The organism is Sphingobacterium yanglingense (assembly GCF_004363245.1).
Lineage (GTDB): Bacteria > Bacteroidota > Bacteroidia > Sphingobacteriales > Sphingobacteriaceae > Sphingobacterium > Sphingobacterium yanglingense.
In genome coordinates this window covers 249,491-273,688 of the sequence record NZ_SNYV01000011.1, presented here as the reverse complement: position 1 = coordinate 273,688, position 24,198 = coordinate 249,491, and the positions used below count along the sequence as shown (strand labels likewise).

Here is a 24,198-nt window from a genome sequence, read left to right as displayed (position 1 = left end):
AAAAAATTCTATTACTTGCACGAGTTTCAGAATAAATGGACCGACATAGACCGGAGGTATTAGCCGTACCTTCGGTTTTTTGCCCACTAGGTCAATTGTATTCTTGTAAAAAACTGATCTCTACTGTACCTTGACCCTCCTTCCTTGAATAGTGAATTTTAAATTGCTCGTTTCCTCTAGTGCGGATAGCACTTTGGATAGCCGTACCGTACGCGGTAGCGTGGCGTAGAATGTTTCATCAGGAAGATTCTCGAGATCAACTTCCACATCATACCAACGGCTCAGTTCCAGCATGATCTCCCGTATAGGCTTCCCTTTGAAAACAAACGTATTGTTCAGCCAGGCCATAGCCACGGTAAGATCTGTAGGCTCTACAACCAAGCTCTTGCCATCTACCTCGCCTTGCTCGCCGGGTACTAGCGATCTAACCATACCGTTGCTTATATTCTTTAAATTGATCTTACCTTCGGCCAATGTTGTCCTTACTTTAGCTTGACCATCGTAAGCTTGTATATTGAATCTGGTACCCACGACCTGTACTTCTTGCCCGATACTCTTGACGATAAAGGGCTTGGATGGATTTGATTTTACGTCGAAATAGGCTTCACCTGTCAACTCGACAACACGCTGATCGCCTATAAAACGGTTTGGATACCGTAGGTGCGTACCTGCATTGAGCCGCACCTTTGTACCGTCTGGCAGCACGACACTGTACATCCCCCCATTAGGCGTAATGATCTGATTATAGTTTACCGATTCTCCGCTAGCGACGGTAGTGCTTTTATAGCTTATCTCTCCAGCTTCAGACCTGTACACAGTCACGCCCCCCTCCAGCGTTAAAGGAGCTGTGCCTATATCATCTACGTTGACACGTTTTCCGTCGGACAGCACCAGAATTGCTTTGTTGCCGCCAGGAAGTGCATCATTGTTTACGGCCTGTACTTCGGTCATCTCATCGTTCAGAAACAAATAGTTATAGCTCAATCCGCCCGCCAGCAGTAAGAAACATGCTGCAGCAACTATGCGGTACCTTTTCCATAGTCTCGACAATATACCAGTCGCTTGATGGGTAGACGGGATAGTCTTCCCCTTACCGGCGGAAGCCTGCATCTTTGTCAACTTAGGCCATTCTTGGCTAGCTTGTACAGTCCTATTGAAATAATGTTCTACTAACTTTCTTTCCTCTTCGGTACAGGTTCCCTGTTTATATTTTTCGAGTATTTCCTTTGCATTTCTTTCCATATCCAATTGCGTATAGGCGTGGTCTATAGTAAAGGCAGTTCAGGAATATGTTTTTCCCGAAAAAAATAAAAAAAACTAAATGCTGCTAGGCAAAAAGGAAAAGAACGAGTCTCTTGAAGGTATGTCCTAGCTTTTTTAGGGTCTGGCTCATTAAATTTTTAACAGTCTTTTCGGAAATCCCCAACTGCTCGGCAATCTCGGTATCGGAGATATTCTGCTGGCGTAAACGAAAGATCTTAGCCATCTTTTGGGGAAGTCGGGCTAATTCATCCTGCAACTGCTGGAATAGCTCCTTTTCTTCCATAGCTCGATCAACCACGTAAGTCCCCTGATCCAGATAATGTTGAAAATTATCTGCAAAGTCTGCCCGTACTTTGTAATGTGCCTTTAGATTAAGAAACTTGTGTTTTACCGTACGGAATAGGTAGGCGATAAATGAACTTTCAATATAAAGGGAAGCTCGCTTTTCCCAAATGTATACGAATGCTTCCTGCACAAAATCGGCAGCTAGATCTTCATCGTCAACCAATCGATATGCATATAAATATAGCGTATCGTGATGAGTACCATACAGCATGGTGAATGCATCATGATCGCCTTCTTTCAGGCGAATTAGCAACTCTCTTTCCGCTAAAGCATTTGATATGGTCATCTTTGTGGGTTAGTCGAGGCTAATTAATGAAAAAATCAGGAGAATGACAAATTTCCTGATCTGAGATATAAAAACGGGCTATCTCATCTGAGACAGCCCGTTTTATTATTTAACGAGGATTTTGGACAAGTCCTCCAGTAACGACGACTGTTGATGGAATCAATATGGCAAAGCGCTTATCATTCATTATAAGGAATTTGAAACTGTAGCCGTTCATCATTCATTTTCAATTCATAGATTTCGCCATTTATCTCCTTCCTAGCATTGATAAAATATTGATTATCATTATTCAGCCGTCTCATATCTACCCATCGCAATCCTTTCCCGATTAAACTTTTACGTCTCTCGGACAGTATATAATCCAATGTAAATGCGGCATCATCCGCTTTTATATCCACATAAGTATCAGTTTTAAACCTCGTTTTGAGCAGCCTGTTCATGACCGCAACTGCTGCCTCCTTCTTGCCATTTCGCAGAAGTACCTCCGCATAATTCAAATAGTTTTCATCCGTAGACAGACCGGCAAACATTGTCGTTAACTTAGACCCGCTGTAAGACCCTTTAAAGCTATACCCATTATTGCCATTGTCCTGAAAATAAAGTGCTTTACGTAAATCATTTGGAATGTATGAATTAACAAAATCACTATCTACCCTTACTTCGGCATTACTATAGGAGAGAAATAAATAGTTTACCAGTGGGCTATAAAAAATCCATTCTTCATTGCCAGATCCCGACGGATAATCTGTTGGAAATGGTCTTTTAGAAGTAGCTGAAAGCGAATTGTAGTCGATCAGTTTACTGTAGTCTCTATTTGCCTTTTCCAGATAAATTTCAGCTTGAGCATAGTCCCCCATAACGAGATAAACACGCCCCAATAGGGATAATGCGGCCAACGCCGAAGGTCTTGTTTTTATATCTTGGCTCCTAGGCAGCTTCTTTTCAGCTTCCAATAGATCATTGATGACTTGACCATAGGCATCCTCAAGCTTATAAACGGGCCTACCTGCGGTTATATCGCTTTGAAGTGGTACGGAGATCGCGTCTTTGATCTTATTTTCCGCTGTATAAATCGGCGCAAATTCCTGCAACAGGCCAAACAGCGCATATGCCCTAAAGAACAAAGCCTGTCCTCTAATCAGTGATGCAGCCTCCGAATTATCACCCAATGTTACCAAACCATCAAGAACAATATTGCTATAAAAAATTTGTTCATAGGGCATTTTCCAATCCGAACTGACCAGCGCATTAGTGTTATGTAATTGCCAGGTACAGGCTAATCTGTTCAATTCGTCCAAACCTGTAAAACCAGCTGCTGTAATATAAAAATCGTCACTCGCGATCTGTCCCAGTCCGGGAGTCCTATTCATGATCCCATTATTATCCAAGAGCAGCTGAAAATCTTCCAGCGTATTGGGTACCAGCAGTTTTTGATTACTCTTTTCTTCCAAAAAACCCTTCGAACAAGCGCAAAAGACAAGTAAGGAAAGCATTAACATCGTTATCTTTTTCATTGTGTATATTTCTATTTTAAAAACCTAACCGAACGCCAAAAGAATATGTCCGCGGCATAGGACGTTGTCCAACTCCAGTAAAATCCGGATCTATTTTCTCCTTTGACTTCCGCCAGATCAGACCGAGATTATTGACATAGAAAGAGAATTCAACTGACTTTAACCAATCCTTAGCCATAGCCATACGATACGATACTGCCAAATCTTCCCAACGGATATGGTCGGCACGCCGGATCAGAGATTCACCATAGAGATAGAGGTTATCGCGATTCGAGTTTGCAGCAGTAGGAATACTGGGTACTGTGGTCTGCTGCTCATCTCCAGGATTTATCCATCGTCGTAAATAATCGCTATGCCGTGACTCCAGTCCATTATCCAATAGGTTATTATTTGTATACCTAATCGAATTTAACCGATAGAAATAGTTCGCCCGGTAACTGATGTTGGTGGTCAGGTTCCAATTCTTCCAGTTAAAGGTATTTCGGAAAGAAGCATTTGTCGTTGGTCTTGATGATCCATAATAGAGCAGATCTTCAATTTTAGTTTTCGATATGACCGCATTCCAGTCAGTACTTTGTTCGCCATTTAGTATCCCGATGGGATCTCCTGTCGCTGGATCCAAACCCTCTGTATCGAAACTATACATACTATACAGCGGTTTACCTACACGGGGATTTATGCTGGTACCTTGAATCATATTTAAACCGGATATGGTCAGATCCATATAATCACTAACGATATCTTTAGCCTGGCTCAACATCAAAGTGCTGTTCCATCGAAAAGCTTGATCCACGATAAGTCCATTGAGCAGGAGTTCATAGCCATGGCCTTTTGATGCCGCAACATTACCGCGATATCGGGTCACCCCGCTTGATGCGGGATAAGGCGCATCTCCAATCAGGTCAACACCTCGTTTCTGAAAATAATCGAATGAACCATTAATTCGGTTATTGAGGAAACCAAAATCTATCCCCGCATTAAACACCTTCGTCCTCTCCCATCGCAGTTCAGCATTCGGGGGATTTTGGATCGTAGCATAAGGCAATCTTGAAAAAGGAGCCAAGCCCATATAGGATGCCGTAGTGAAAGCACTCAAGTTCCTATTCACATTACCATTGAGACCATACGTGGTCCTTAGCTTCAATTGCGAGAATAGATCAGCCTTGAAAAAGTTTTCTTTGTTAATTGACCAAGCCAGGCCAACAGACCAGAGCGGTACACCCTTTTGATTGGTACGCACACCAAAAATATTACTCTGATCAAATCGGGTGCTTGCAGTGAGCACATATTTGGATGCAATGGATATGCTTGAATTTTGATAATAAGAAACAAAACGGTCCGTTAACTTTGAGACATCATCTTTGAATGGAATCAGATTGGTACCCGCGGGGTTCACAAAGCTTGGGAAAAGCGTAAGATAATCCACACTGCTGATTCCTGCCCGCTCTGCATTATAGCCATACAATCTATTTTGCAGACCAGCCGTTGCTGTCCTGTTTACCTCTGCTCCTACTACCGATTGGATGTTAAATACCTTGGCCATCGTTTTGTCGATAGTCGCCTGCAGCCTAAAGCGATGCGTGGCCATGGTCTGACGCTCTACATCCAATATATTGCCCAATGGAATATTCCGGAGGATTTTTCCGTCATCCAATACCGTAGTAAACTGGTTGATCAGGCTCCTGACGCCATAAGAGTTCAGGCTTTGATTGTCCCAGTCTTCGAGGTTTCTGTCTACGTATTGATAAGAAGTATTAAGCAGTAGACCATCGGTCAGCTTCACGCCAAGATTAAAATCCATGCGGTATTCCCTATCCTGACGCTTTTTGTCCCAGAGATCCACTTCATCCAGCGGTCGGTAATACCAATCCAACAGGCCAATATTTTGCTGCATGACACTATTTAAATAAGTGCTTCTGTAATCCTTGTTGACCACAGCATTATTCCCCTGATCATCTTTTAATCTCGCATAGGGGTATAACTGCTTTAGATTTGTCATATAGAGCATTCCCGGATTCGGTGTAAAAAGATTTGTATTATTTCGGGCGATATTGGCAAAAAAAGTCAATCGATCTTTCCAAAATTTTTGCTCTATAAATAGTCGTCCATTTAATCTTTCAAAGCCATTTTTGACCAAGTTTTCCCTATTTTTGTCCGCTCCCAGCGATAATAGCCAGTTTCCCCCAGTGATTGCCTTATTTATACTCAACGCATAATGCTGATTGAGCGACTGCTGCTGATAATATTTGCTCATTTCGCTATCGAGGTCAATCTGACCAAGACTTTGCAGCTGCGCCTCAAGATCTTCCTTAGCGAGCAAGCCATCCCGATTGGCAATCAGTAATTCTACCACAGGCGTCAATACAGTTTTATTGGCACTTGTCTCCTGCGTTTTATACAATCCTTTATCAAACAGGTCCCGTTCGATCTTAATATAATCAGCGGATGAAATGCGCGGTTCATATTTTAGGTTCGGTCTGTCACCAATTGTTGCCTGTGCAGTCAAATCTATTTTCAGCCCAGACGATGCACTGCCTTTTTTGGAGGTTAGCACAATCACGCCGTTTGCTGCCCGGGCGCCCCAGACAGATGCAGCCCCGGCATCCTTCAAAACACTGATGGATTCGATATCATCGGGATTGATGCTCGACAGATCACCATCATACGGAAAGTTATCGAGTACGATCAATGGATCAGGACGCGAAAACAAGGTGCTTTGCCCACGGATACTTATCTGTGTCTGATTGGATGGATTACCACCTGTTTTATTAAATACCAGTCCAGGAACATTATTAGCTAGACGGTCTATAATGGAGGTGGAAACTACAGTTTTCAAAATACCTTCATCCACTTTACTAACTGCCCCGGTCAATCTTTCCTTTGACAGCTTCTGATAGCCCGTATTGATTTGAATTTCCTCAATCTCTCTACTTTCAGGTTTGAGATAGATGTTTTTTGTTTGGTATTTTCTATCGGTTATTAATATCGTATCAGTCTTGTATCCAAGAAGACGAATGACGAGTTTCCCTTGTCCCTCAACAACTTTCCTATCTTGGGAAAATAAACTTGGCGACATAGTCATTATCATCAAAAAAATATAAAGCCATTTGATTAGTTTAGTCATCGTTGGTTCCTTTCTTTTTCTTATCAGTCACAACAACCATTTCAACTGGACGCCGTTCCAATACGAATTGAATCCCATAAGGCTCCAGTTTACCATTGACTGCATCCATATCGGTCATATCAGTAAAAAATTCGAGATCTATGGGATAATCGTCTTCGATCTCCCATTCAAATGGAATCTCAGAAGTTTGGTACAGGTAAAAGTTCATAAAGAAGTACAGATCAAACAACGAAGTATTCCCTAGAGAGCATCCATCCCTATCAACAATGCTTTTCCGCGACTCACCTTTCGTCCGTAATTTTGGATTATTTGTATTTCCCTTCATCACCCAACACAAATGATCAATATGTTTGATCTCTATATTCAGCGCTGGAAAATACTGCTTTAAATCCTGTTGCATAGCTTCTCGGAGCTCGTTCACAGAGACTTTTCCAACACGCTCATAGGAAAAAAGGTTTCTTTTCCTCCATTCCTCTTTTAGGGGGGCTTCATTAGCCGGAACCACATAGAGTGTACTATCTTCCGTCAAAAATTTGATTCTATTCCTGCCAAAGTATAGATCAGATCTAGAGTAAGCCATAGCTAGCAAAGATGTCAATGTGCCGTTTGTATAAGTGAGTCTACTCATACCATTCCCCAATTTACCGGCCTGACTTCCCGGAGGCATTCCAGGCTTATAAGCACCGAATATGGTATAGCTTTTTACATCGCTATCTTCTAAGCCATTAGTCGCCTGCAGAAAACCTTTTGTTTTTTGATAAGGTATACGATAATCAATCTTCTGATTAAAGGCGGCAGTACCATCTATCGCTTTTGATAGATTTTCTTGCGTCAGCTGGTCTCCATTTGAGGCACCTAGATAGACGCCAGAACTGCTAATCCATACATAATGTGGTAAAAGTTTATGCGTAAATATCTGTTGTAATATTCTTTCGTTGTACACCGTAAACAGTTTGTTTTTATTACTATCATTTTGACTACGCCGGCTCACAAACTGGTTTACCTTTGATGCAGGCTCATAGGTGATTGGGATAATCTGAATAGTATTGTCATTGGCTTTCTGAAGCTGATCGGTTTTGTCCATCATCGCGATACAGGCACCGCACCATGTAGCCCAAAAATCAAGAATAATCAACTTTTCACCTCGATAGTCTTGGAGAGATATTTTGGTTCTGGCAGCAGGGTGACCCGCTACTTCTAAGGGAAGATCCCATAACCACTCAGGTATTGTATCCCCTATTTTGAGCGGATTAATGCTGTCTCTTGCCTCCATATTAAATTTTCCTTCTCCAGCATAACTCGACAGACAAAAAGCGTTAACGCATAACACAAGAAAAGGAAGTATTAAAATCTTAAAACATGTTCTCATTTATTACCTCCATTGTTTTGCGGAATTAAAAGGCGATATCTACCGAATTTATCGGTTTGAGTCATAACTCCAAAATCCAAATACTCAATAGTAACTCCTTCCAAAGGCTCCTTCGTCTCTGCATCAATCACCCTTCCCTCAATAATCAGATCCTTTGTTTTTGGATCTTCGTATTGTGTCATTTCGATTTTACTTTTAGGCAGTATAGGATCTTTCTTTTCCTGAATACTAATTATTCTGCCATTTACAGTATACGTAAGCGGAAGGTCATTAAAAAGTCGAGGCAGTACCTCGAGGATTTCCTGTTCATCGACTTTTAGATTTATACGCTTTACAGATTCGAGATCCTTATCCTGATAAATAAAAGAATACCGACTTTGCTTCCGCAATTCTTTCAACACCTGTTTTAGCGATTGATTCTTGGCAGATAGCGATACACGTTGCCCAAGTGCATCGGCAGATGCCTGCAATGTCAGAGCCAATGTAAAAAATAAGATAAGCTTCATAATAATCCAGATTGTCATGGATATGCTTTTATCAAGTCTTCTAGCCTCCCTCATTGGAGCATAGCACGACTTGGCAAGATGGTTAAAATTCATACCTTTGTCTTGTTAGGTTAGTTCATAAAAAATGTATTTCGCGATTTATTTTTTTGTACCTGACATCGGCCGCAGGTGTTAGTAGCACCTACGGCTTTTTTATGTCAGGGACAAACACACTATATTGTCTAGCTTCCCTTTACCATCACCCTCCTCTCTTTACGTTCAAAACGAAGTCCCGTCTGTTGTGACAAAGTCTGAAGCAATGCTGCCAACGGCAGATCCCGGTACACATCTCCCGACAATGTCTCAGAAGGCAACTGTACATTTACGTCTATATCAAACTCGATATCATACCAACGCTCGATCTGTCGTAACACCTGCGACAATTGTTGTCTTTCCAAGACAATGATACCCTCGCGCCATGCCGTATAATCATCGATATTGACCTGTTGAACATGCAATCCATTTCTATCCAGATTGGCCTGTAGGCCAGGGGACAATTCTTTTATATCTCCAGAAGAGGTCGACACGCGTACTTTTCCCTCGACCAATGTCGTCTTAGTGGTCATTTCTTCCGGATAAGCCGTCACATTAAAGTGCGTACCCAACACGGTAATTTCCTGCCCTGCTGTAGCAACTATAAAAGGAGTTTTCTGTTTCGCCACCTCAAAGTAAGCCTCACCTTTCAGCTCCACCCGCCGAGTCTCTCCCGAGAAACGAGTTGGATATTGCAGCGTACTGGCTGCATTCAGCCAGACACGGCTACCATCCGGTAGTCTCACCTGATATTGCCCCGCGCGAGGTGTAATTAAGGAGGCCATCTGTACCGAAGTATTCTCTAGTATAGGAGTGCCATCGCCATAACTTAGCCCATTTTCACCCGTTATCAGCTCGGTCTGTCCTTCGCTCAATATCACCGACTGTCCTCCTATCAATGTCAGCGTAGCTCTATTGGTCCCCGGAGCAATATCAGCCACATGTTGCTTTTCAACAGGTGTTGTGTTACTGCCATAATATAACCAGGTCGATATTCCGGCAACTAGAAGTAAGGAAGCAGCGATAGACATCCATTTGAGCAGAACCATTCTCCTGCTTGGTATTTTATTGACGCTACCTTCAGATATTTCATAAACCACCGACCTATTTCTTGATACGATCCGCTGTAAGCTGGACGAAAGCAGTTCTGGGGGTTCATCTTTCAACAATTCCCGTTGTACAAGATCCTGTACTTCTGTCCTATTCTCTTCCTGTTCAAAATGACGCAAGATAAACGCCAGCTCCTCTTCTGTACAGGTATTATCTTGATAGCGCCTGAATATGTCGTCGATATATGCCATAGCAATGCTTCTTTATTATACCGAACGAAGGAAAAAAAAATATTCTCGGCTCTGCCGACAAAAAAAATTAATTAAAAATAATATACGCCAGTAGACTGAAGGTTATATGGGGATAATTTTGGGCTAATTGTTGCTTTAAAAACTGGCTGGATCTCGCCATATGATCTTTTATGGTACTCATCGACACATCAAAATGCCGGGCTGCCTCCTCGTAGGATTTTCCTTCCATTTTAATCAGGCGGAATATCTTCTGTCGCTGGGGTGGCAACTTTGATATCAGTTCCTCTAAAAGCAAAAGCGTCTCTTTCTGCTGAAGCAGCGGTTCTATATGGTCATAATCCAACTGGATGTGTAGGGCGAGATTACGCTGTAGTTCTTTGTCTTTGGCAGCCTTACGATAAAAATCGATAGCTAGGTTTCGGGCAATGGTAAAAAGAAAAGCCTTCAGCTGCGTATTTTCCTGAAGCTGCTCTCGGGCATTCCATAACCGCATAAAGGTATCCTGGTGCAATTCTTCTACAATCGTGTCTATCTTGATCAGTTTGTGCAGTTTATACACCAATGTATCAGCATACAGATCATATATAGCTCTAAAGGCAGCATGGTCTCCCTGTCGCAATTGGTTCAAAAGCTCTTCTTCATCGGTATCTTTAAGCTTATTATTCATAATCGAGATTGGAATTACGGCTAGTATGCTAGCGAAGTAAGAAAAACTTTTATAGAATTGCAAATTCTCAAGCAAAACCGTAAAAGCGCTGCGCAAAAATACGCGTTCCCCATTAGAGGAACGCGTTCTGATGTTAGCTAACGCTTATTTCGGAATCCCAATCTATAAATCAGTGCATACTTTACTCCAGATTCGGCCAAGTTGACCTGCTTTTTACTCCCGAACTTTGGTATAAGATGTTAAAAACAGAAGCACAACGTTAATAATCAACTAGTTATCAAGAGTAAGAGAGAAGAAAAAGTTATCTCAATAAGGACGAATAAAAGATAAAACAGCTGATTGAAATAGTAAACGGCCCTTAGAAACAGATTTAAAAATTACTGTAATACGGCATAAGCATTAGCTAAATAATAACACAAAACACAACAGCGGAATTCTGATGCCAGGTTGTCAGAAGGAAGGGCGAGTCTGCCAAAAGACAGGTATGAAGCTAGATCCCCCTACCGACGGCAACGCACAGAAAATCGGTCAGAACGGATAGCAAGAAAATAATAAATGAATCAATTTTAAAAATTAAGGTTATGAACCTAATTCACAACATCAAAAAAAATATCGTAGCTGTACTAGGTATGGCTATGATAATCGGATTGTCAGCTTGGTCGCTCACATCCGAAGGTACCGAAAACAGTAAAGCTGTAACACCAGTTGAAAAAGCAGAACCAGCCTTGTATTGGTATGAGGCCGATTTGGTCAACAATACCATCGGAAATCAAGTGAACACTTCACCACAAACGAAGTCAGAATCAATGCCCGGAGGATCAAATCAAATCACTGACTGCGAGGATCAAACAGCTGAATTGTGTCTCGTTGGATTTGAAGCACCACAAAGTCCGAATACGCCGCTTCCAACAAATCCGGATGAAGAGCATAGTATCAGAAAAACTGCACAATAATACATGCCGTTAATATAAAGATCATCTCATCACCCAGTAAAAGCCCAGCCGTAAATATTATTACGCTGGGCTTTCCTTTTCATCTACTTAATACTGATCACTAATGACCAATGTTTCTATCGGACGTATCTCCGGCACTACTTTTAACCCGTAGCGTTCCAGCTCTTCGTTCAACCCCTCTAGCGTAAAGAAATCCAGCGTCATGCCGTCAAACTCCATATCAACATTTCCGTCGTAATGCGTGTCATTTACAAAAGGTTTCTGTAAGGTACCCTCTATCATTCCACCTACGGTATTCAAAAAAGCGACAAAGGGCTGATTTCTCAAGATTCTCTTTTCGTCGGCAAACAAGCTCCCTTTGGCAGATTCATTTCTGCGCCTAAAGGTGCTAAAGCCCTTTCCGCCTTTCGATTTCAGTTTATCTTTATTCCCAGTGCGTTTAAGCACCAAGGTTTCCATTGAAATGGTATCCCAAGAGAATTTTAAGGAGAAGTAGTTGGCGAGGTCTTTTTTCATAAATTCATATTTGTCCCGCTCCCTTCCTTTGGGAACCAGCAGATGATATACATACGTATGTTTGTAATACCATTCTTCGGGGTTCTCGAGATGCTCGGGACGACGGTAAAGATCGGGATTTCGCACATTCAGGGTAGTCTTCCAGGGCAGCCGCCAGTTCACAGAGCCAGAGCCACCAAAAGCGGACTGTATCAAATAAAGTACCGTTACATTCCGCGCTGTGATACTTCGGGCAGTCCCCCAGTCCCCGCCGCTAAACCGAAGCCCGTTAATAGTTAACGCTAGATAACTGAAAGACTGCAAGTCAGATTCGTACGCCTTATCAAACAAGGAGGTCCTAACGTCGGTTTGTATAACGGGTTTTGAATTCAAATGCTCGCCTCTCAGGAATTTACGGATATTTGCAGCGTTCATTGAGATCGCATGCGCTATATACTTTACATTGAGCTCTTCATCTAACCATACAATACGTGGAAATGCCCGTACATCAAACATCTTGTGTAATAAGGTGTCGCCCGAGATCATTTTTACCTGAGGTTTTTTAATCCAGTCACGCTTAGCGAAAAGGCTTTCTGTCGAATCTTTGCTTTCCCTATTAACCATGATAATCTGTATGGAATCGCCAAACATTGCCTGTAGCTTTTCAACTTTAGGAAAAGATTCAATGCATGAAGAGCAGCCATGCCCCCAAAAATCAAGAATAGTTAGCTTATAGTTATGCGGTTCCAAGCCGACTTCCTGATCTGGAGCCAATACTTCTTTAAATTTCAATGCAGGCAGCTTATCGCCTACTTGTAGCGTCTGTGCAACGGCCATCTTCATGAAGATGACCATTGCCATGAGAAGAATAATCTGTTTATTCATTATAGCCGGGATTTTGTGTTAGATAAGTGTTCAATAATATTTCTTTGCTGGGGATCGGTAAATATATGGCATAAGGCTGCCATGTCGGTTTTGCTTTACCGAGTACTGCGTCAATGGTATTCCAGCGAATCAGGTCAAACCAGCGATGTCCCCATTCGGCAAAAAACTCATTTTGGCGCTCCCCTTTGATTGCGTCCCAAAGTAAAGAAGCGTTTGCAAATTGATATTCCGATAAACCAGCCCGCTTTCGGACCACATTTAAAGCCGCTGTCGCCTCCTCATATTGCTTCATTCCATATAATGATTCGGCACGGATCAGATAAATTTCGGCCAATCGAAAGACCACATTGTATTCTTCAATAGGAGTCATCAGCCGGCTCTTGTATTTCACCGGATAGTGATAAGTCGTTCCTGAAATCGTATTGGAATTGATCCACGACTGTTTTCGTAAGTCAGTAGCTACATAGCTTTGCAGTAGATCTTCTCGTAGTACATACGTGGGTTTCGTGCTGGTGTTGAACGGAATAAAACTTACGCCCTCTGCCGTATTGCTCACTGTGTTGCCCAGTTGCCACAAGATCTCCCTGGATTTTATTTTAAACACCTGATTGAGATCCGCTTCTAACATGTAACTGGTATTCTTCAATATTTCATCCGTATTTGCAATGGCTTGCTCATGATTTCCCAGGTAAAGGTTCACCCTCGCCATCAAGGCAAGTGCGGTATAATAATTCGGAGCTGTTCGGTCTGTACTGGCCTCTTTAGGTAGCAATTTTACGGACCTTTCTAAATCATCTAATAGCCAATTCATAACGAAGTCCCTATTATCTCTTCCTTTAGTAGCATTGACCTTATAATCGGATGAAGAGATATAGGGAACATCGCCAAATAATTGAGTCAGATAAAAATGTAAAAATGCACGCACAAAGAGCGCCTGACCCAAAAAATTATCCCGATCAGTAGGTGAAAGCAGCTGATCGCGCTCGGCATTTTCGATCACCAGATTAGCGCGGTATATGCTCCGATAGGCATATACCCAAAAATTATTCACCACCGAATTGGAACTTAACAATTGGTTTTGGGAGAATTCATCGTAGTTACCACCCAAGAGTGTCGGCGACAGCTCATCGGAAGCCATCCCCATATACACAGAGAGCCCACCATTGGTCATTGAAAGGTTGAGTGCCCGCATCTGAATAAAGATACCGGCCATCGCCGATTCATAACCTTTTTTCGACTGGAAGAGTACCTCCGAATCGACCAGATGATCCGGTGTGTCCACCTGCACCAGCTTGTTGCAGGCAGACTGCAACAAGAGGTTAGCTGCTATAACGCTAGAGATACAAATATGTAGTATGCTATTTCTCATCGTTTTAAAATTTAATTTCATTTTATAAACTGATTTTCAGGCCAAACATCATGATGCGCATGGGTGGTGTAGTCAAGTAATTCTGAATCTCCGGATCACCGCCTTTATACCGGCTGTAGGTCCATAGATTCTGAATCTGACAGAACAGTTCCAAAGCCGTTATTGACTTCAGGGCAGCCACATCGGGATTATAGCTGAGGTATATATTGCGCAATTTAATGAACGAGGCATCCGTTACTTTTCCATTCGAATTGAGAAAATTCTGAAAAGCGCTGTAGCCCTTATCCGTCCGCGATGCGATAAAACGCTGATAATCGGCCACATCTCCCTCTTGCCGCCAGCGATCCATCACCAGTGTTGCATGATTAACCAGACCAAGTCCCGGCGCATTTGGATTTGCTGCTTGCGCATTATTGCCCCTTTGCTTTTTAAAGTCTACCAGAAACCCCATACGCAACCGTTTATACGAAAAGGTATTGTTCCAGCCACCAAAAAAGTCTGGTGAATAATCGACGAGCACCGTTCTATCCTGAATCGTGTATTTGCCATCCCCATTGTTGTCCTCAATTTCATAAAGGCCTGTCTGTGCATTGATGCCCGTATAGCGGTAAAACTTTTGCGTACGTATGGAATGGCCGATCACATATTTATTGGCGTAAGACGAGTTTTCAAGCCCCGGAAAGCTGAGCAATTTGTTTCTAGAGCGCGATATATTGAATTTGGTGGACCAGCCGAAATGCCTGCCCTGTATCAGGTTCGCATCCAAGGTAATTTCTAATCCTTTATTTTCAATTTCGGCATCTAAGTTTTGGTTTACGCTACTAAATCCCGCTTGGAAAGGCAGCGAGTAAGCAATCAACTGGTTGTCACTCAGATTGCGGTAGTAAGCGAATGAAAGGAGTATGCGGTCTTTCCAAAAGCCCATATCCATTGCCAGTTCCAGCTTTTTATTGGCTTCCCAGGCATAATCAGGATTGTACAACATGCTGGGATCCATTCCCACCACCCCGTTATAGAGCAGCGCATTCGAGGCCCAGGTATCTAAAAATTTATAGTTGCCGATCTGATCATTTCCGGTGATGCCATAGCTGCCGCGCAGTTTCCCGTAGGATAGCCAGGCGCTGTGCGCTTTCATCCATTTTTCCTCTGAGAATATCCAGCCCGCTCCGATTGAATAAAAATTTGCGAATTGTTTACCGGGGCCAAAGCGTGAGGAACCGTCCCTACGCGCAGCGATATTGATCAGATAGCGCGCATTGTACCGGTATCCCAGCCTTGCAAACAGGGCAGCATATTTGTACCGCGATTGCGTATAGCTGGGCAATACTTTTCCGGCAGCGGCAATGGTTCCCAATAGGTTGTCATCGCTATAATTCGTTCCTGCAAGCAAGGTGTTTTCACTTCCGTCCTGCTGTATCGAACTACCCAACAAAAAGCTGAGGTTATGCAATCCAATCTGCTTATTATAGGCCAGTTGCGGCTCTACGATCCAGCTATATCTACTCCCGTTTGAAAAATTTGCAAAGGGCAAATTCGAGGTCGATGGATCTATTCCTGTCGAGGGATAGCGGGCTTTCTCATTGTTGTTACCAAAAGAATAGCCGCCCGTAATCTTAAGATTTAAATCCGGATAAAGCTGATATTGCAGGCCGATATTGGCAAATAGATTTTTGAACTTCCCGGAGAAGCTATTTTCCAGCTGCGCGAGCGGATTTGTAAAACCGAGACTTGAAAATGAGTATGGGCCAATCTTCCAATTTAGCGAACCATCATCATTGCGGAGTTGCAAGTGAGGCATCAAGTAAAGGTACGAGGCCGGATCATACACCGTCAGATTAGAACTGTTTTGCGCAAAGTTACCGGCCATGTCTAGCGTAAACCGACGGTCTGCAGATCGGTGGTTGACGTTGAATCCGATGTTATACCGATCCGAAGACTTTGAACGGTCAAACTGAAATGCTTCGCGTCGCAGATTACCATTTAGACGAAAGGACGTAAGCTCACCACCTGCCACATAACCGAGGTTATAATCCTGTGTCAAGTTATTGGTACCGACAAGGTATTTTGAAAAATCCGTGTACCGCGTGGTATCTGCCAGTAGCAGATCAGGTGCATTTGCTTCCGTCAGCGCCACTCCACTGTTGGCAAACGCTTCACGGCGCATGGCGAGATAACCCTTAGTATCCAACAGCGGTATGATATTTCCCGCCCGGGAAACTCCGATATTGGATGAAAAATTGAGCTGTCCCTTTTCCGCAAAAGCTTTCTTTGTCGTAATGAGGATAACGCCGTTGGCACCACGACTACCATATATTGCTGTGGCATCGGCATCTTTAAGTACCTCGATACTTTCGATATCAGCTGGATTGATGGCGTTGAATAAGCTTAATCCCGACTTTGTCGCATTCGAAAGTTCGGCGATATTTTGCCCATTAGTCGCAATGGGATTGCCATTGAGCAGTACTAGCGGTTCACTACCCTGCGTGAGCGAACTGATTCCGCGCACTTTAAGGTCCACCCCGGCCCCACTGATTCCACTGCTTGGCGTAACCTCCAAACCTGGTACAAGCCCTTGAAGTGCCAACATTGGGTTAGAGATTGGTTGATTTTGAATATCCTTACTAGTGACTTTGGTGACAGAACCCGTGGAGAACCGTCGGGTAGTGGTTCCATAACCGATAACGACGGTTTCATCCAGTCTATTATCCATAGGTATCAATTGCACATTGAATGATACCCCTGCAGTATAATTCAATGACTGGGCATTATATCCAAGATGGGAGAATAAGATTTTGCCTTTCTTAGCTTTCACTTCGATGGTAAAGGAGCCATCACCTTTGGTGGATGCTCTACCCTTTTCATCGGCTATGCTGACCGATACACCCGCTATTGGTTTACCGTCTACTGCTGATACAACAGCACCGGACAATACGTACTCTTGCTCAATAACATCATCAACTACAGTGGGTTGCACCGACACTGAACTTACTTTTTTCTTACGTTCTACCAGCGTAATGACTTTACCATCCGTATCGTAGTCAAACGGTTGGTTCTTGAACAACTCCTGCAGTGCAGTCTTTAGCTCCACTTGGTCCACTTGGAGGTTAACTGGCCTGGCGCTTTTCAGCAGCCTGCTATTGATGATAAAGGAGTAGCCCGTCTGTTTCTGAATGCGCATTGCCACATCCTTAAAACTGGCATTCTTGACAGCAAGACTTACCTTCTGGGCGTTTACATTGGCAAATGTACAAGTGCACAGCACGAGTATAGACATTGCGATCAACTTCATTATGCAAAGTATTTTAAAAAGCATACGTGCTGAGCAAACTGGCCACAATCGCCAATGCTCCCGCATACCTTTGTAATAAAGGTTAGAAATCATTATTTTTGTTTTGTGTTGATTATTTAATCGTATTCATAAAATCCTGTTACTTACTCAACATTTGGCCGTCCCTATGTAGCAGTATGGGGCGGTTTTTTGTTTGCTGACAAGTATTTAACTCCTTAATCTCTACTGAACATGCACCTCCTTTCCTTTTAGCGTCAACTTGACTAAATAAGCCTTCTCTAGTGCAGCCAATACCGTAGAGAGCATCTCCCGCCGATCGACACTGATCAGCGCCGTCTCCTTATTATCATACCCCGCCGGAAACACAAAATGTACGCCATACCAGCGCTCCAACTCCTGACAAAAATCCACCAGACTTAAATCGTTCGCATAGATAATCCCTCCCATCCAGGCGGTATACTCAGAAGGGTTCACCTCTGTAATCTTTATCTTGCCTGTAGTTGTCGATGCCTGATCTCCCGGTTTAAGCAATACTCGTTCATGCGTACTTTGATTAGACAGTGCTATCTCACCATGCACCAGGGTCGTAATAATCGCATTCCCGTAAGTACGCACATTGAATGCGGTACCGAGCACCTCGATCCGTTGTGTCCCGCAAGTAACAATAAAAGGATGTGATTTATCCCGCGCAACTTCCAAATAGACCTCACCGGTGATCTCCACTTGCCGCTCATCACCTGAAAAACGAATGGGATAGCGAACCGCAGACTGCGCATTTAGCCAAGCCTTGGTACCATCGGGCAATGTAACTTCATATGTCCCACCCAAAGGCGTACTGACAGTCGCATAATCAGCCTCAGCAGCGTCTAAAAGCTCTTCTCCATCGGCATAACGATGCTTTCCATTTAGACTGGACAAGCCAGATTGTGTCGAATCCAACGCTATACGCTGTCCATTAGATAGGCTAATGTAGGCTCGGTTGCCTCCTGGCGTAATATCATTCGAAATGGAAGCCGAACTAGGTAGCTTGCCCGATGGCGCGCGAAAGATATACCAGTAACCTCCAAAGGTCAAAGCCAGCAAGATAGCGGCGGCATACGGAAGCCAAAGCCTACGTAACTTGACAGGCTTACCCTCTAACACTGGTTTTTTGATTCGTGATTTTACCTGGGTATGGATACGTGCCAATGCCAACTCCACCTCTGGTACATCGGCAGTAGTAGGTTGCGCCATTTCCGCATGAATAAGCGCCATCAAGTCTTCCTCTGATGACTGGTCAAAATAGGCCAGTAACAAAGTTATCTCCTCGGGCGTCGCCGTCTGATCAAGGAAACGGTGATATAAATTGGTAATGTTTGTGTTAGCGTCCATAATTCATACACGTCTTTAATAGGGTATACGCGTAAGAAAGAAATATCGGCTAGTCGGAATAAAAAAAAATTATGGCATGTCCGAGAGTGCCAGTAGCAACAATAAAGTGGAGGAAATATCTTTGTGTTGCTGCAAGTACATTTTGAGGTTTTGCGAGGCTTTTACGATATGGCGGTGTACCGTATGATGTGATATACCCATGATAGCTGCCGCCTCTTCATAACTCTTCTCCTCTATCTTGCAAAGAATGAAAGCCTGTCTGCATTGGGGAGGTAAGCTGGCTATAGCTTTATCCAGTAACTCATCGGTTTCTTTTTGGAACAAGTCCTTTTCGATATGCTCATAGCTAGCTACAGACACGTTCATAATAGCATTTCGATGGCGCTCGCTACGTGCAGACTTACGGTAAAAATCATAGACCATATTTTCAGCAATACGGTATAGATAGCCGGCAAAAGGTTTCTGAACATCAATCTGATCACGGCGCTCCCAGACCCGGACAAAAAGCTCCTGAATAAGTTCCTCTACTTCTTCGCTCACCTTGACCATACGACTCACCTTCAGATAAATACGTCTGCTATAGCTCGTATATACCTCATCAAAAGCCGCCTCATCCCCGGCTTTTAAACGCTGTAGGAGATTGATTTCATGAATAGGAGGTTGTTGCTCCATAATTTCGTTTTTGGCTGTAAAGCTCCAAAACTAATTATTTATTCAGCGAATAACAAATGCGTAGAACAGCTACTGTCAAACTTCACGATAATCAAAAGCCGAAATAAACGAAAGAAACGATCGGTCCCGACCGATTAAAGATAGGTTTACAGGCCCCGATCACCTCGAGGCCTGTTCTGATGTCAGCTAACGCTTATTTTAAGTTTTAAGCCCTAGGCTTTAAGCTATAGGCTTTATGTGGACTGTGGACTGTAGACCGGAAGCTGTAAGCCATCACTTTTTCGCTCGCTTCTGCAACCACTGCGACATCGCGTAGCTCACCAATGTACCCAATGCGGCCATGATCACGGTCTGCAATAGATCTCCGAGGGTAATAGACGCCCAAAGACTACATAAAGTACCACCTAAGGTACCTGCACGGATTTCGTTTGTTTTCATTTTTCTGTTGTTATCATATGATCATGTGATCATGTTATCGAGTTTTACTACTTGTTAACTAGATAACTCGTTCACTTGATAACCTCTTTCTAACTCTCTTTACTCTTTACTTCATCACTATCCTCACCTTTATCATTTGTCATTGCCTCAAGAATACCCAATCCTACGGCTACATACTTGATAATATTCAGCGCCTTTCCAGGCAGCTTTACCGGAGCCAGCAGCAACACCTGCACCGCCTGGCTTATTTTTTTTATGATTTTGTGCATTTTTTTACTGTTATCGTGCCTGTCCCGATTTTTCATCGGGGTTATCCTGTGATCTAGTTATCAAGACTGGCCTTTTTCGATTTTCATCGGGACCTCGTTTCACTACGCATCCTCACTAGTTAACTCGATAACTTGTTAACTAGATAACTCCCTCACTTGACTAACAAATACACTTCCCCGCCCATATCCCATAGGCAGTTTACCAAGGCTTTAAGCTCATTCAGGGCATTATTGCTCTCGGATCCTCGACCAGCGCCTGTTAGCGTCGTTACCGGTGCTATGCAGCCCTGCAATTCGCTAAGTGCATCGTTGGCGGCATGAAAGAGAATGCCCGAACGGTTAGGCACCTGCGAAACCCCAATAGCATTGGGAAAGCGCTTTGAATGGTATCTCGTCAGCTTGTAGCGTCCCTCGGGAATACAGCTTACACGCTTGGCATTCGCCTTATCAGCCAGTTCTATCGTATGGCAGATGTGTTTGCCCCGATACGTTAGTGTGCCGTTCGTTCCGTCGGCGGCATAGCTCCGCCGCAACAGCAGGATATGCACCTGCCGATCTACATGTATATCTAACATAGCTTTTGGTTTATTAACTTCTGCCGAGGTAACTTGACTTCGAAAATTCACTGTAATCCCGACGGCACACCATTAGGTAATGGTGACACTCCAGACCGTCAAACCGAGGAGGGACAGTCATCGTAAAACTTGGATCCTCCCGCTTACCCTCTACCGAAATACTCTCTTCCAGTGTAGGGCAGTATAGCACCCAGATGACTTTGTCGTCGTAGTAGTTCCATCTATAATCCAGACTTGAAGCGTGTGTTAACTCAATCTGGCCCGTAGTCACCAAAATTGCACTATTATACAGATTATGGACTGATCCTTCCGATAGCATCAGCGCTGAATAATCAATCAGCAGGTCGGGATAGTTGCCTTTAATTACCTCTTTGAATACCCGGGCAACTGCCACATTATGTGGCTTTAGCTTCTTTTTGCGTCTGCATCTAGCTTGATAACCCAATTTAAAAAAAGGCATAAGCGATCTCACTAATCGGGTTGCCATTTTAAAGCGTAGCCTTACCTCAAGCTGCGCGATAGATTCCTTTTTTTGTGTAGTAAGCATAACCTATCGTTTGTTATAGAGTGGAGCGGCAGCCCCACCCTATGATTAAAACTATTTAAGCTGTACGAACGATCCTAGTTCGTAATCTCTCCAAGGTAAGAAGTCTTTGAGACCAAAGCCCCTGTCCTATCCGCCATAAAGTACCAAAGGTGGATCGTTCCCGTACGCAAATGCTCTGGCACAGCCATATCCACTGTACCATCCTGCCGTTGCGGCACATCATCGGTAGTCATAAACTCATCCTGTTCGGGATGATACCCCAGGATGAAGAGCTCATCATCTTCCATCTTCTTTATCCTTTCCAAACTAACGGTATCCCAGGTAACCGTTATCTTGTCCGTGTCAAACAGCTTCGTTACAGTACCCGCATTATACAGTGCCCCATCGGAAAAAGTCATCTTTGCATAATCCAATGCATAGTTGGGATAAGTTCCGGTGATAACCTTTTTGAGGTTAAACTGAAAGGCCGAATTGGCCGGTGTACTCTTGTTGTTCTGCTTCTGTCCAAAGCCAATCTGCAGGAACACATTGACCGAAGTCAAAAACCGCATCAGCAGTTTAAATTTGGCCTGCGTTTCCAGTTGGGCCTGTGTAGGCGGTTTGTTGCTTTTCTTGGGCAACCCTTTGATATAATTTACCCCTTTCCAGCTGCTACCCACTACCGACCCAGCCTTACCGCTGAATCCTCCGTTTGCCCCTTGTCGTATACTTCCCATTTTTTTATCTATTTTATGTTTATAAATCTGTTAAGTCAAAGTATTCATACCGGTATATCTTCGCTCTGACACAACAAACATAAAAAGCTAAATAACAGAAAACTATAGCTGCAGAACTGTTGTCCGCTATCTGGCCGCTATCCTCCGACCGATTGGCCTATACCGGCCACATCGGCAGTACGGAATAGCAGTAACAGGGCAGAAAAAAGATAAAATAACATCATAAAAGTGCCCACTAAGTACCTACCAAGACCTGCCCAACACCCTACTGTGGCCCGCCTTGGTCCGATGGCGCTCCGATGCCAACCTGACGATGCTCCGATGCGGCTCCGATGGCCATCATAGCCGCATCGGAGAACCATCGGAGCCGCATCACGAAAAAGCAGAACCAAGGTAGAACCAAGGCAGAACTAAGGCAGTACCAGGTAGGTAAAAGAAGAAAGCTACCATCATTATCCGAGGTAGCTTTCACAATCGATCAGCAGCGTCTTCAATTGCCGCGGTATCGTCTTCGTAAGGATTCGACATCTGCATCCAAATAATAGTTCATTTTGTTAACGGTTTCGTGAATCTTCAGTTCACCTCTTTGGATAAAACGCCTTAGGGTACGGCTACTTACGCCTATTCTACCCATGACATAGTTATTGTCACGCAGTACAGGCTCAGGAGTCTTTACCTGAAGACCCCATGCGTCCAGAAGCCGGGTCACATCTGTGCGCATCTTACCGATTTCTGCATGAATAATACGCCATAAAAACTCCCCTCCTGGCGGAAGCTTTCCCCTACCAAAATTTGCATGTTCGTTCATAATTATATAATTAAAAATTAGTAATCCATTTTATACTGTACCTGCCTTTGCAGCCAATAAATACGCTTTATTGAGTTCTGCCAGACGCGCCAATAAGGCCGTTGTATTGTGCATTACCCTTTTGTCCAGCTGGCTATACTTTTTACGCAGACTTTCGACCGAGAGCAGCTTTTGCTGGGCGGTTCTAAAATTATTCCCTAGAAAACGATAGGTATATTTTAACTCTTCTTTTTCCAGCAGCCCAGCATCCCTTAGCAGGCGAATCAGATACAACACTTCCCTAACAGAGAGATTTAGCTGACATCGATCAGCAAACGGGAAAACGACCTTTTCGAAATCCACAAACCAGTCTTTCAAAAAAACAAACTGATCCTTAAGAAAATGCAACTGTACAGGCCCATCAGTCGCGACCGTTGTAAAATAAAGGTTCATTTGATGCCGCTCATTCAACAATTTCACCTCGTCTTCGAGGTGTTTTTTAAAGTCCTCCAAATACCTAATACCCGTCTCAAAAATCTGAACAATAGCATCTCCGTCGGCTATAGACAAGAGTTCTAATTCCTGCCATTGCTTACGTAGCTGCATGAATTTATAGTGATGGTTTGTCAAATGGTTCATAGTTCTATTTTAGTAAATTAAGGTCCTTCAAGACCTGATCTTTATAAGTTGGCGATAGTGGCGCCTCGGGCAACTGACATCCATCAACAAGGATGAGTGTGCCAGGGCTTTGATATTTATCTATTTTCTCTCTAGCCACAATATGCGAGCGATGGGTACGGACAAACCGGCCCGGCGGAAGCTCAGCTTCAAAATCACTCAACCGGCCAGCCACCTTATAAATACCATCCGTACAATAAAACAGGGTTTCGTCCGAATCGCCTTTCAATACCTCTATCGTATAAAATGGGATGTACTTAGACACTTTATCGTTACGGAAATACACGCACAAGCCTCCTTCTTTCATTTTAATCTCGTCCTCTCGGATCTTCTGCGCCAGCTCCTGATCGCGAATCGATGCCAACCGGAGGTCCACGTTGATCTTGAATTCCTCTGGCTTAAAAGGCTTGAGGATATAGTTCGGTACATTCAGCATTGATGTCTGGTCTACATAATCATTATATGCCGAACAACAGATATAGTGGTAAGATGGACCTAGCAATTTTATAAACTCCGGCCCACTCATTCCTTCCATCGTCATGTCTACAAATATGAGTTTGACATCCAGATCGGGGATCATATCCAATGCATCCAACGGATCAGTAGCAGTCCCCACGATCAATAGATCGTCTCGGAGCTCCGCATGTTGCTGTACGATGGCTATCGCCATTGCTTCGTCATCCAGTATAAAGGTTCGTATTTTTTCC

23 protein-coding genes are annotated in these 24,198 nt (G+C 43.5%); 1 reads left to right on the top strand and 22 read right to left on the bottom strand.

The window, feature by feature from the left end:
• Positions 1 to 120 precede the first annotated feature (120 nt).
• The 8 genes from CLV99_RS03310 to CLV99_RS03275 form a co-directional block, all read right to left on the bottom strand.
• Positions 121 to 1,242 carry a FecR family protein gene (locus CLV99_RS03310; RefSeq protein ID WP_133583062.1) on the bottom strand — a complete coding sequence of 374 codons (1,122 nt, stop codon included), beginning with the start codon at positions 1,240 to 1,242 and terminating at the stop codon, positions 121 to 123.
• 85 nt (positions 1,243 to 1,327) lie between these two features.
• Complete coding sequence (locus tag CLV99_RS03305; protein ID WP_133583061.1) at positions 1,328 to 1,894, bottom strand: RNA polymerase sigma factor; 567 nt, start codon at positions 1,892 to 1,894, stop codon at positions 1,328 to 1,330.
• Between the two features lie 179 nt (positions 1,895 to 2,073).
• On the bottom strand, positions 2,074 to 3,408 hold the full coding sequence (locus CLV99_RS03300; protein ID WP_133583060.1) for a RagB/SusD family nutrient uptake outer membrane protein: 1,335 nt from the start codon (positions 3,406 to 3,408) through the stop codon (positions 2,074 to 2,076).
• Positions 3,409 to 3,424: 16 nt separating this feature from the next.
• The gene (locus CLV99_RS03295) at positions 3,425 to 6,532 is read right to left on the bottom strand and encodes a SusC/RagA family TonB-linked outer membrane protein (protein ID WP_133583059.1); all 3,108 of its coding nucleotides are present in this window, start codon (positions 6,530 to 6,532) and stop codon (positions 3,425 to 3,427) included.
• Complete coding sequence (locus CLV99_RS03290) at positions 6,525 to 7,805, bottom strand: TlpA family protein disulfide reductase (RefSeq protein WP_162850002.1); 1,281 nt, start codon at positions 7,803 to 7,805, stop codon at positions 6,525 to 6,527. The genes CLV99_RS03295 and CLV99_RS03290 overlap by 8 nt, the downstream gene beginning before the upstream one ends.
• 92 nt (positions 7,806 to 7,897) lie before the next feature.
• Positions 7,898 to 8,407 (bottom strand): STN and carboxypeptidase regulatory-like domain-containing protein, encoded by a 510-nt coding sequence (locus tag CLV99_RS03285; protein WP_211348400.1) that lies wholly within the window; start codon positions 8,405 to 8,407, stop codon positions 7,898 to 7,900.
• Positions 8,408 to 8,628: 221 nt separating this feature from the next.
• Positions 8,629 to 9,780 (bottom strand): FecR domain-containing protein, encoded by a 1,152-nt coding sequence (locus tag CLV99_RS03280; protein WP_133583056.1) that lies wholly within the window; start codon positions 9,778 to 9,780, stop codon positions 8,629 to 8,631.
• Positions 9,781 to 9,847: 67 nt separating this feature from the next.
• On the bottom strand, positions 9,848 to 10,447 hold the full coding sequence (locus tag CLV99_RS03275; protein WP_133583055.1) for an RNA polymerase sigma factor: 600 nt from the start codon (positions 10,445 to 10,447) through the stop codon (positions 9,848 to 9,850).
• Between the two features lie 581 nt (positions 10,448 to 11,028).
• Between CLV99_RS03275 and CLV99_RS03270 the strand changes: the two genes are divergently transcribed.
• On the top strand, positions 11,029 to 11,400 hold the full coding sequence (locus tag CLV99_RS03270) for a hypothetical protein (protein ID WP_121123215.1): 372 nt from the start codon (positions 11,029 to 11,031) through the stop codon (positions 11,398 to 11,400).
• An 87-nt stretch (positions 11,401 to 11,487) separates the two neighbouring features.
• Here CLV99_RS03270 and CLV99_RS03265 read toward each other — a convergent pair whose 3' ends face one another.
• From CLV99_RS03265 to CLV99_RS03205, 14 genes are all read right to left on the bottom strand, one after another.
• Positions 11,488 to 12,780, bottom strand: a complete 1,293-nt coding sequence (locus CLV99_RS03265) for a redoxin family protein (protein WP_133583054.1) — start codon at positions 12,778 to 12,780, stop codon at positions 11,488 to 11,490.
• Positions 12,773 to 14,149, bottom strand: a complete 1,377-nt coding sequence (locus tag CLV99_RS03260) for a RagB/SusD family nutrient uptake outer membrane protein (RefSeq protein WP_162850001.1) — start codon at positions 14,147 to 14,149, stop codon at positions 12,773 to 12,775. Before CLV99_RS03260 ends, CLV99_RS03265 begins: the two co-directional genes overlap by 8 nt.
• Positions 14,150 to 14,171: 22 nt before the next feature.
• Positions 14,172 to 17,438 carry a SusC/RagA family TonB-linked outer membrane protein gene (locus CLV99_RS03255; protein WP_162850000.1) on the bottom strand — a complete coding sequence of 1,089 codons (3,267 nt, stop codon included), beginning with the start codon at positions 17,436 to 17,438 and terminating at the stop codon, positions 14,172 to 14,174.
• Positions 17,439 to 17,660: 222 nt separating this feature from the next.
• On the bottom strand, positions 17,661 to 18,809 hold the full coding sequence (locus CLV99_RS03250; protein ID WP_133583051.1) for a FecR family protein: 1,149 nt from the start codon (positions 18,807 to 18,809) through the stop codon (positions 17,661 to 17,663).
• Between the two features lie 69 nt (positions 18,810 to 18,878).
• Entirely contained in the window at positions 18,879 to 19,481 is a 603-nt protein-coding gene (locus CLV99_RS03245) for an RNA polymerase sigma factor (protein WP_133583050.1), read from the bottom strand.
• Positions 19,482 to 19,754: 273 nt separating this feature from the next.
• Positions 19,755 to 19,919 (bottom strand): hypothetical protein, encoded by a 165-nt coding sequence (locus CLV99_RS23120; RefSeq protein WP_162849999.1) that lies wholly within the window; start codon positions 19,917 to 19,919, stop codon positions 19,755 to 19,757.
• Between the two features lie 89 nt (positions 19,920 to 20,008).
• Positions 20,009 to 20,188 (bottom strand): hypothetical protein, encoded by a 180-nt coding sequence (locus CLV99_RS03240; RefSeq protein WP_133583049.1) that lies wholly within the window; start codon positions 20,186 to 20,188, stop codon positions 20,009 to 20,011.
• Positions 20,189 to 20,340: 152 nt separating this feature from the next.
• On the bottom strand, positions 20,341 to 20,814 hold the full coding sequence (locus CLV99_RS03235) for a DUF5675 family protein (RefSeq protein ID WP_246032686.1): 474 nt from the start codon (positions 20,812 to 20,814) through the stop codon (positions 20,341 to 20,343).
• Complete coding sequence (locus CLV99_RS03230; protein ID WP_133583048.1) at positions 20,777 to 21,310, bottom strand: DUF6266 family protein; 534 nt, start codon at positions 21,308 to 21,310, stop codon at positions 20,777 to 20,779. The genes CLV99_RS03235 and CLV99_RS03230 overlap by 38 nt, the downstream gene beginning before the upstream one ends.
• A gap of 74 nt (positions 21,311 to 21,384) precedes the next feature.
• Complete coding sequence (locus tag CLV99_RS03225; RefSeq protein ID WP_133583047.1) at positions 21,385 to 22,026, bottom strand: DUF6266 family protein; 642 nt, start codon at positions 22,024 to 22,026, stop codon at positions 21,385 to 21,387.
• A gap of 265 nt (positions 22,027 to 22,291) precedes the next feature.
• On the bottom strand, positions 22,292 to 22,498 hold the full coding sequence (locus CLV99_RS03220) for a hypothetical protein (RefSeq protein WP_133583046.1): 207 nt from the start codon (positions 22,496 to 22,498) through the stop codon (positions 22,292 to 22,294).
• Between the two features lie 18 nt (positions 22,499 to 22,516).
• Positions 22,517 to 22,834, bottom strand: coding sequence for a MerR family transcriptional regulator (locus CLV99_RS03215; protein ID WP_133583045.1), 318 nt, complete (start codon positions 22,832 to 22,834; stop codon positions 22,517 to 22,519).
• Between the two features lie 30 nt (positions 22,835 to 22,864).
• Positions 22,865 to 23,452, bottom strand: coding sequence for a hypothetical protein (locus CLV99_RS03210; protein ID WP_133583044.1), 588 nt, complete (start codon positions 23,450 to 23,452; stop codon positions 22,865 to 22,867).
• Between the two features lie 4 nt (positions 23,453 to 23,456).
• Positions 23,457 to 24,176, bottom strand: a complete 720-nt coding sequence (locus tag CLV99_RS03205) for a LytR/AlgR family response regulator transcription factor (RefSeq protein WP_262708274.1) — start codon at positions 24,174 to 24,176, stop codon at positions 23,457 to 23,459.
• Positions 24,177 to 24,198: the final 22 nt, after the last annotated feature.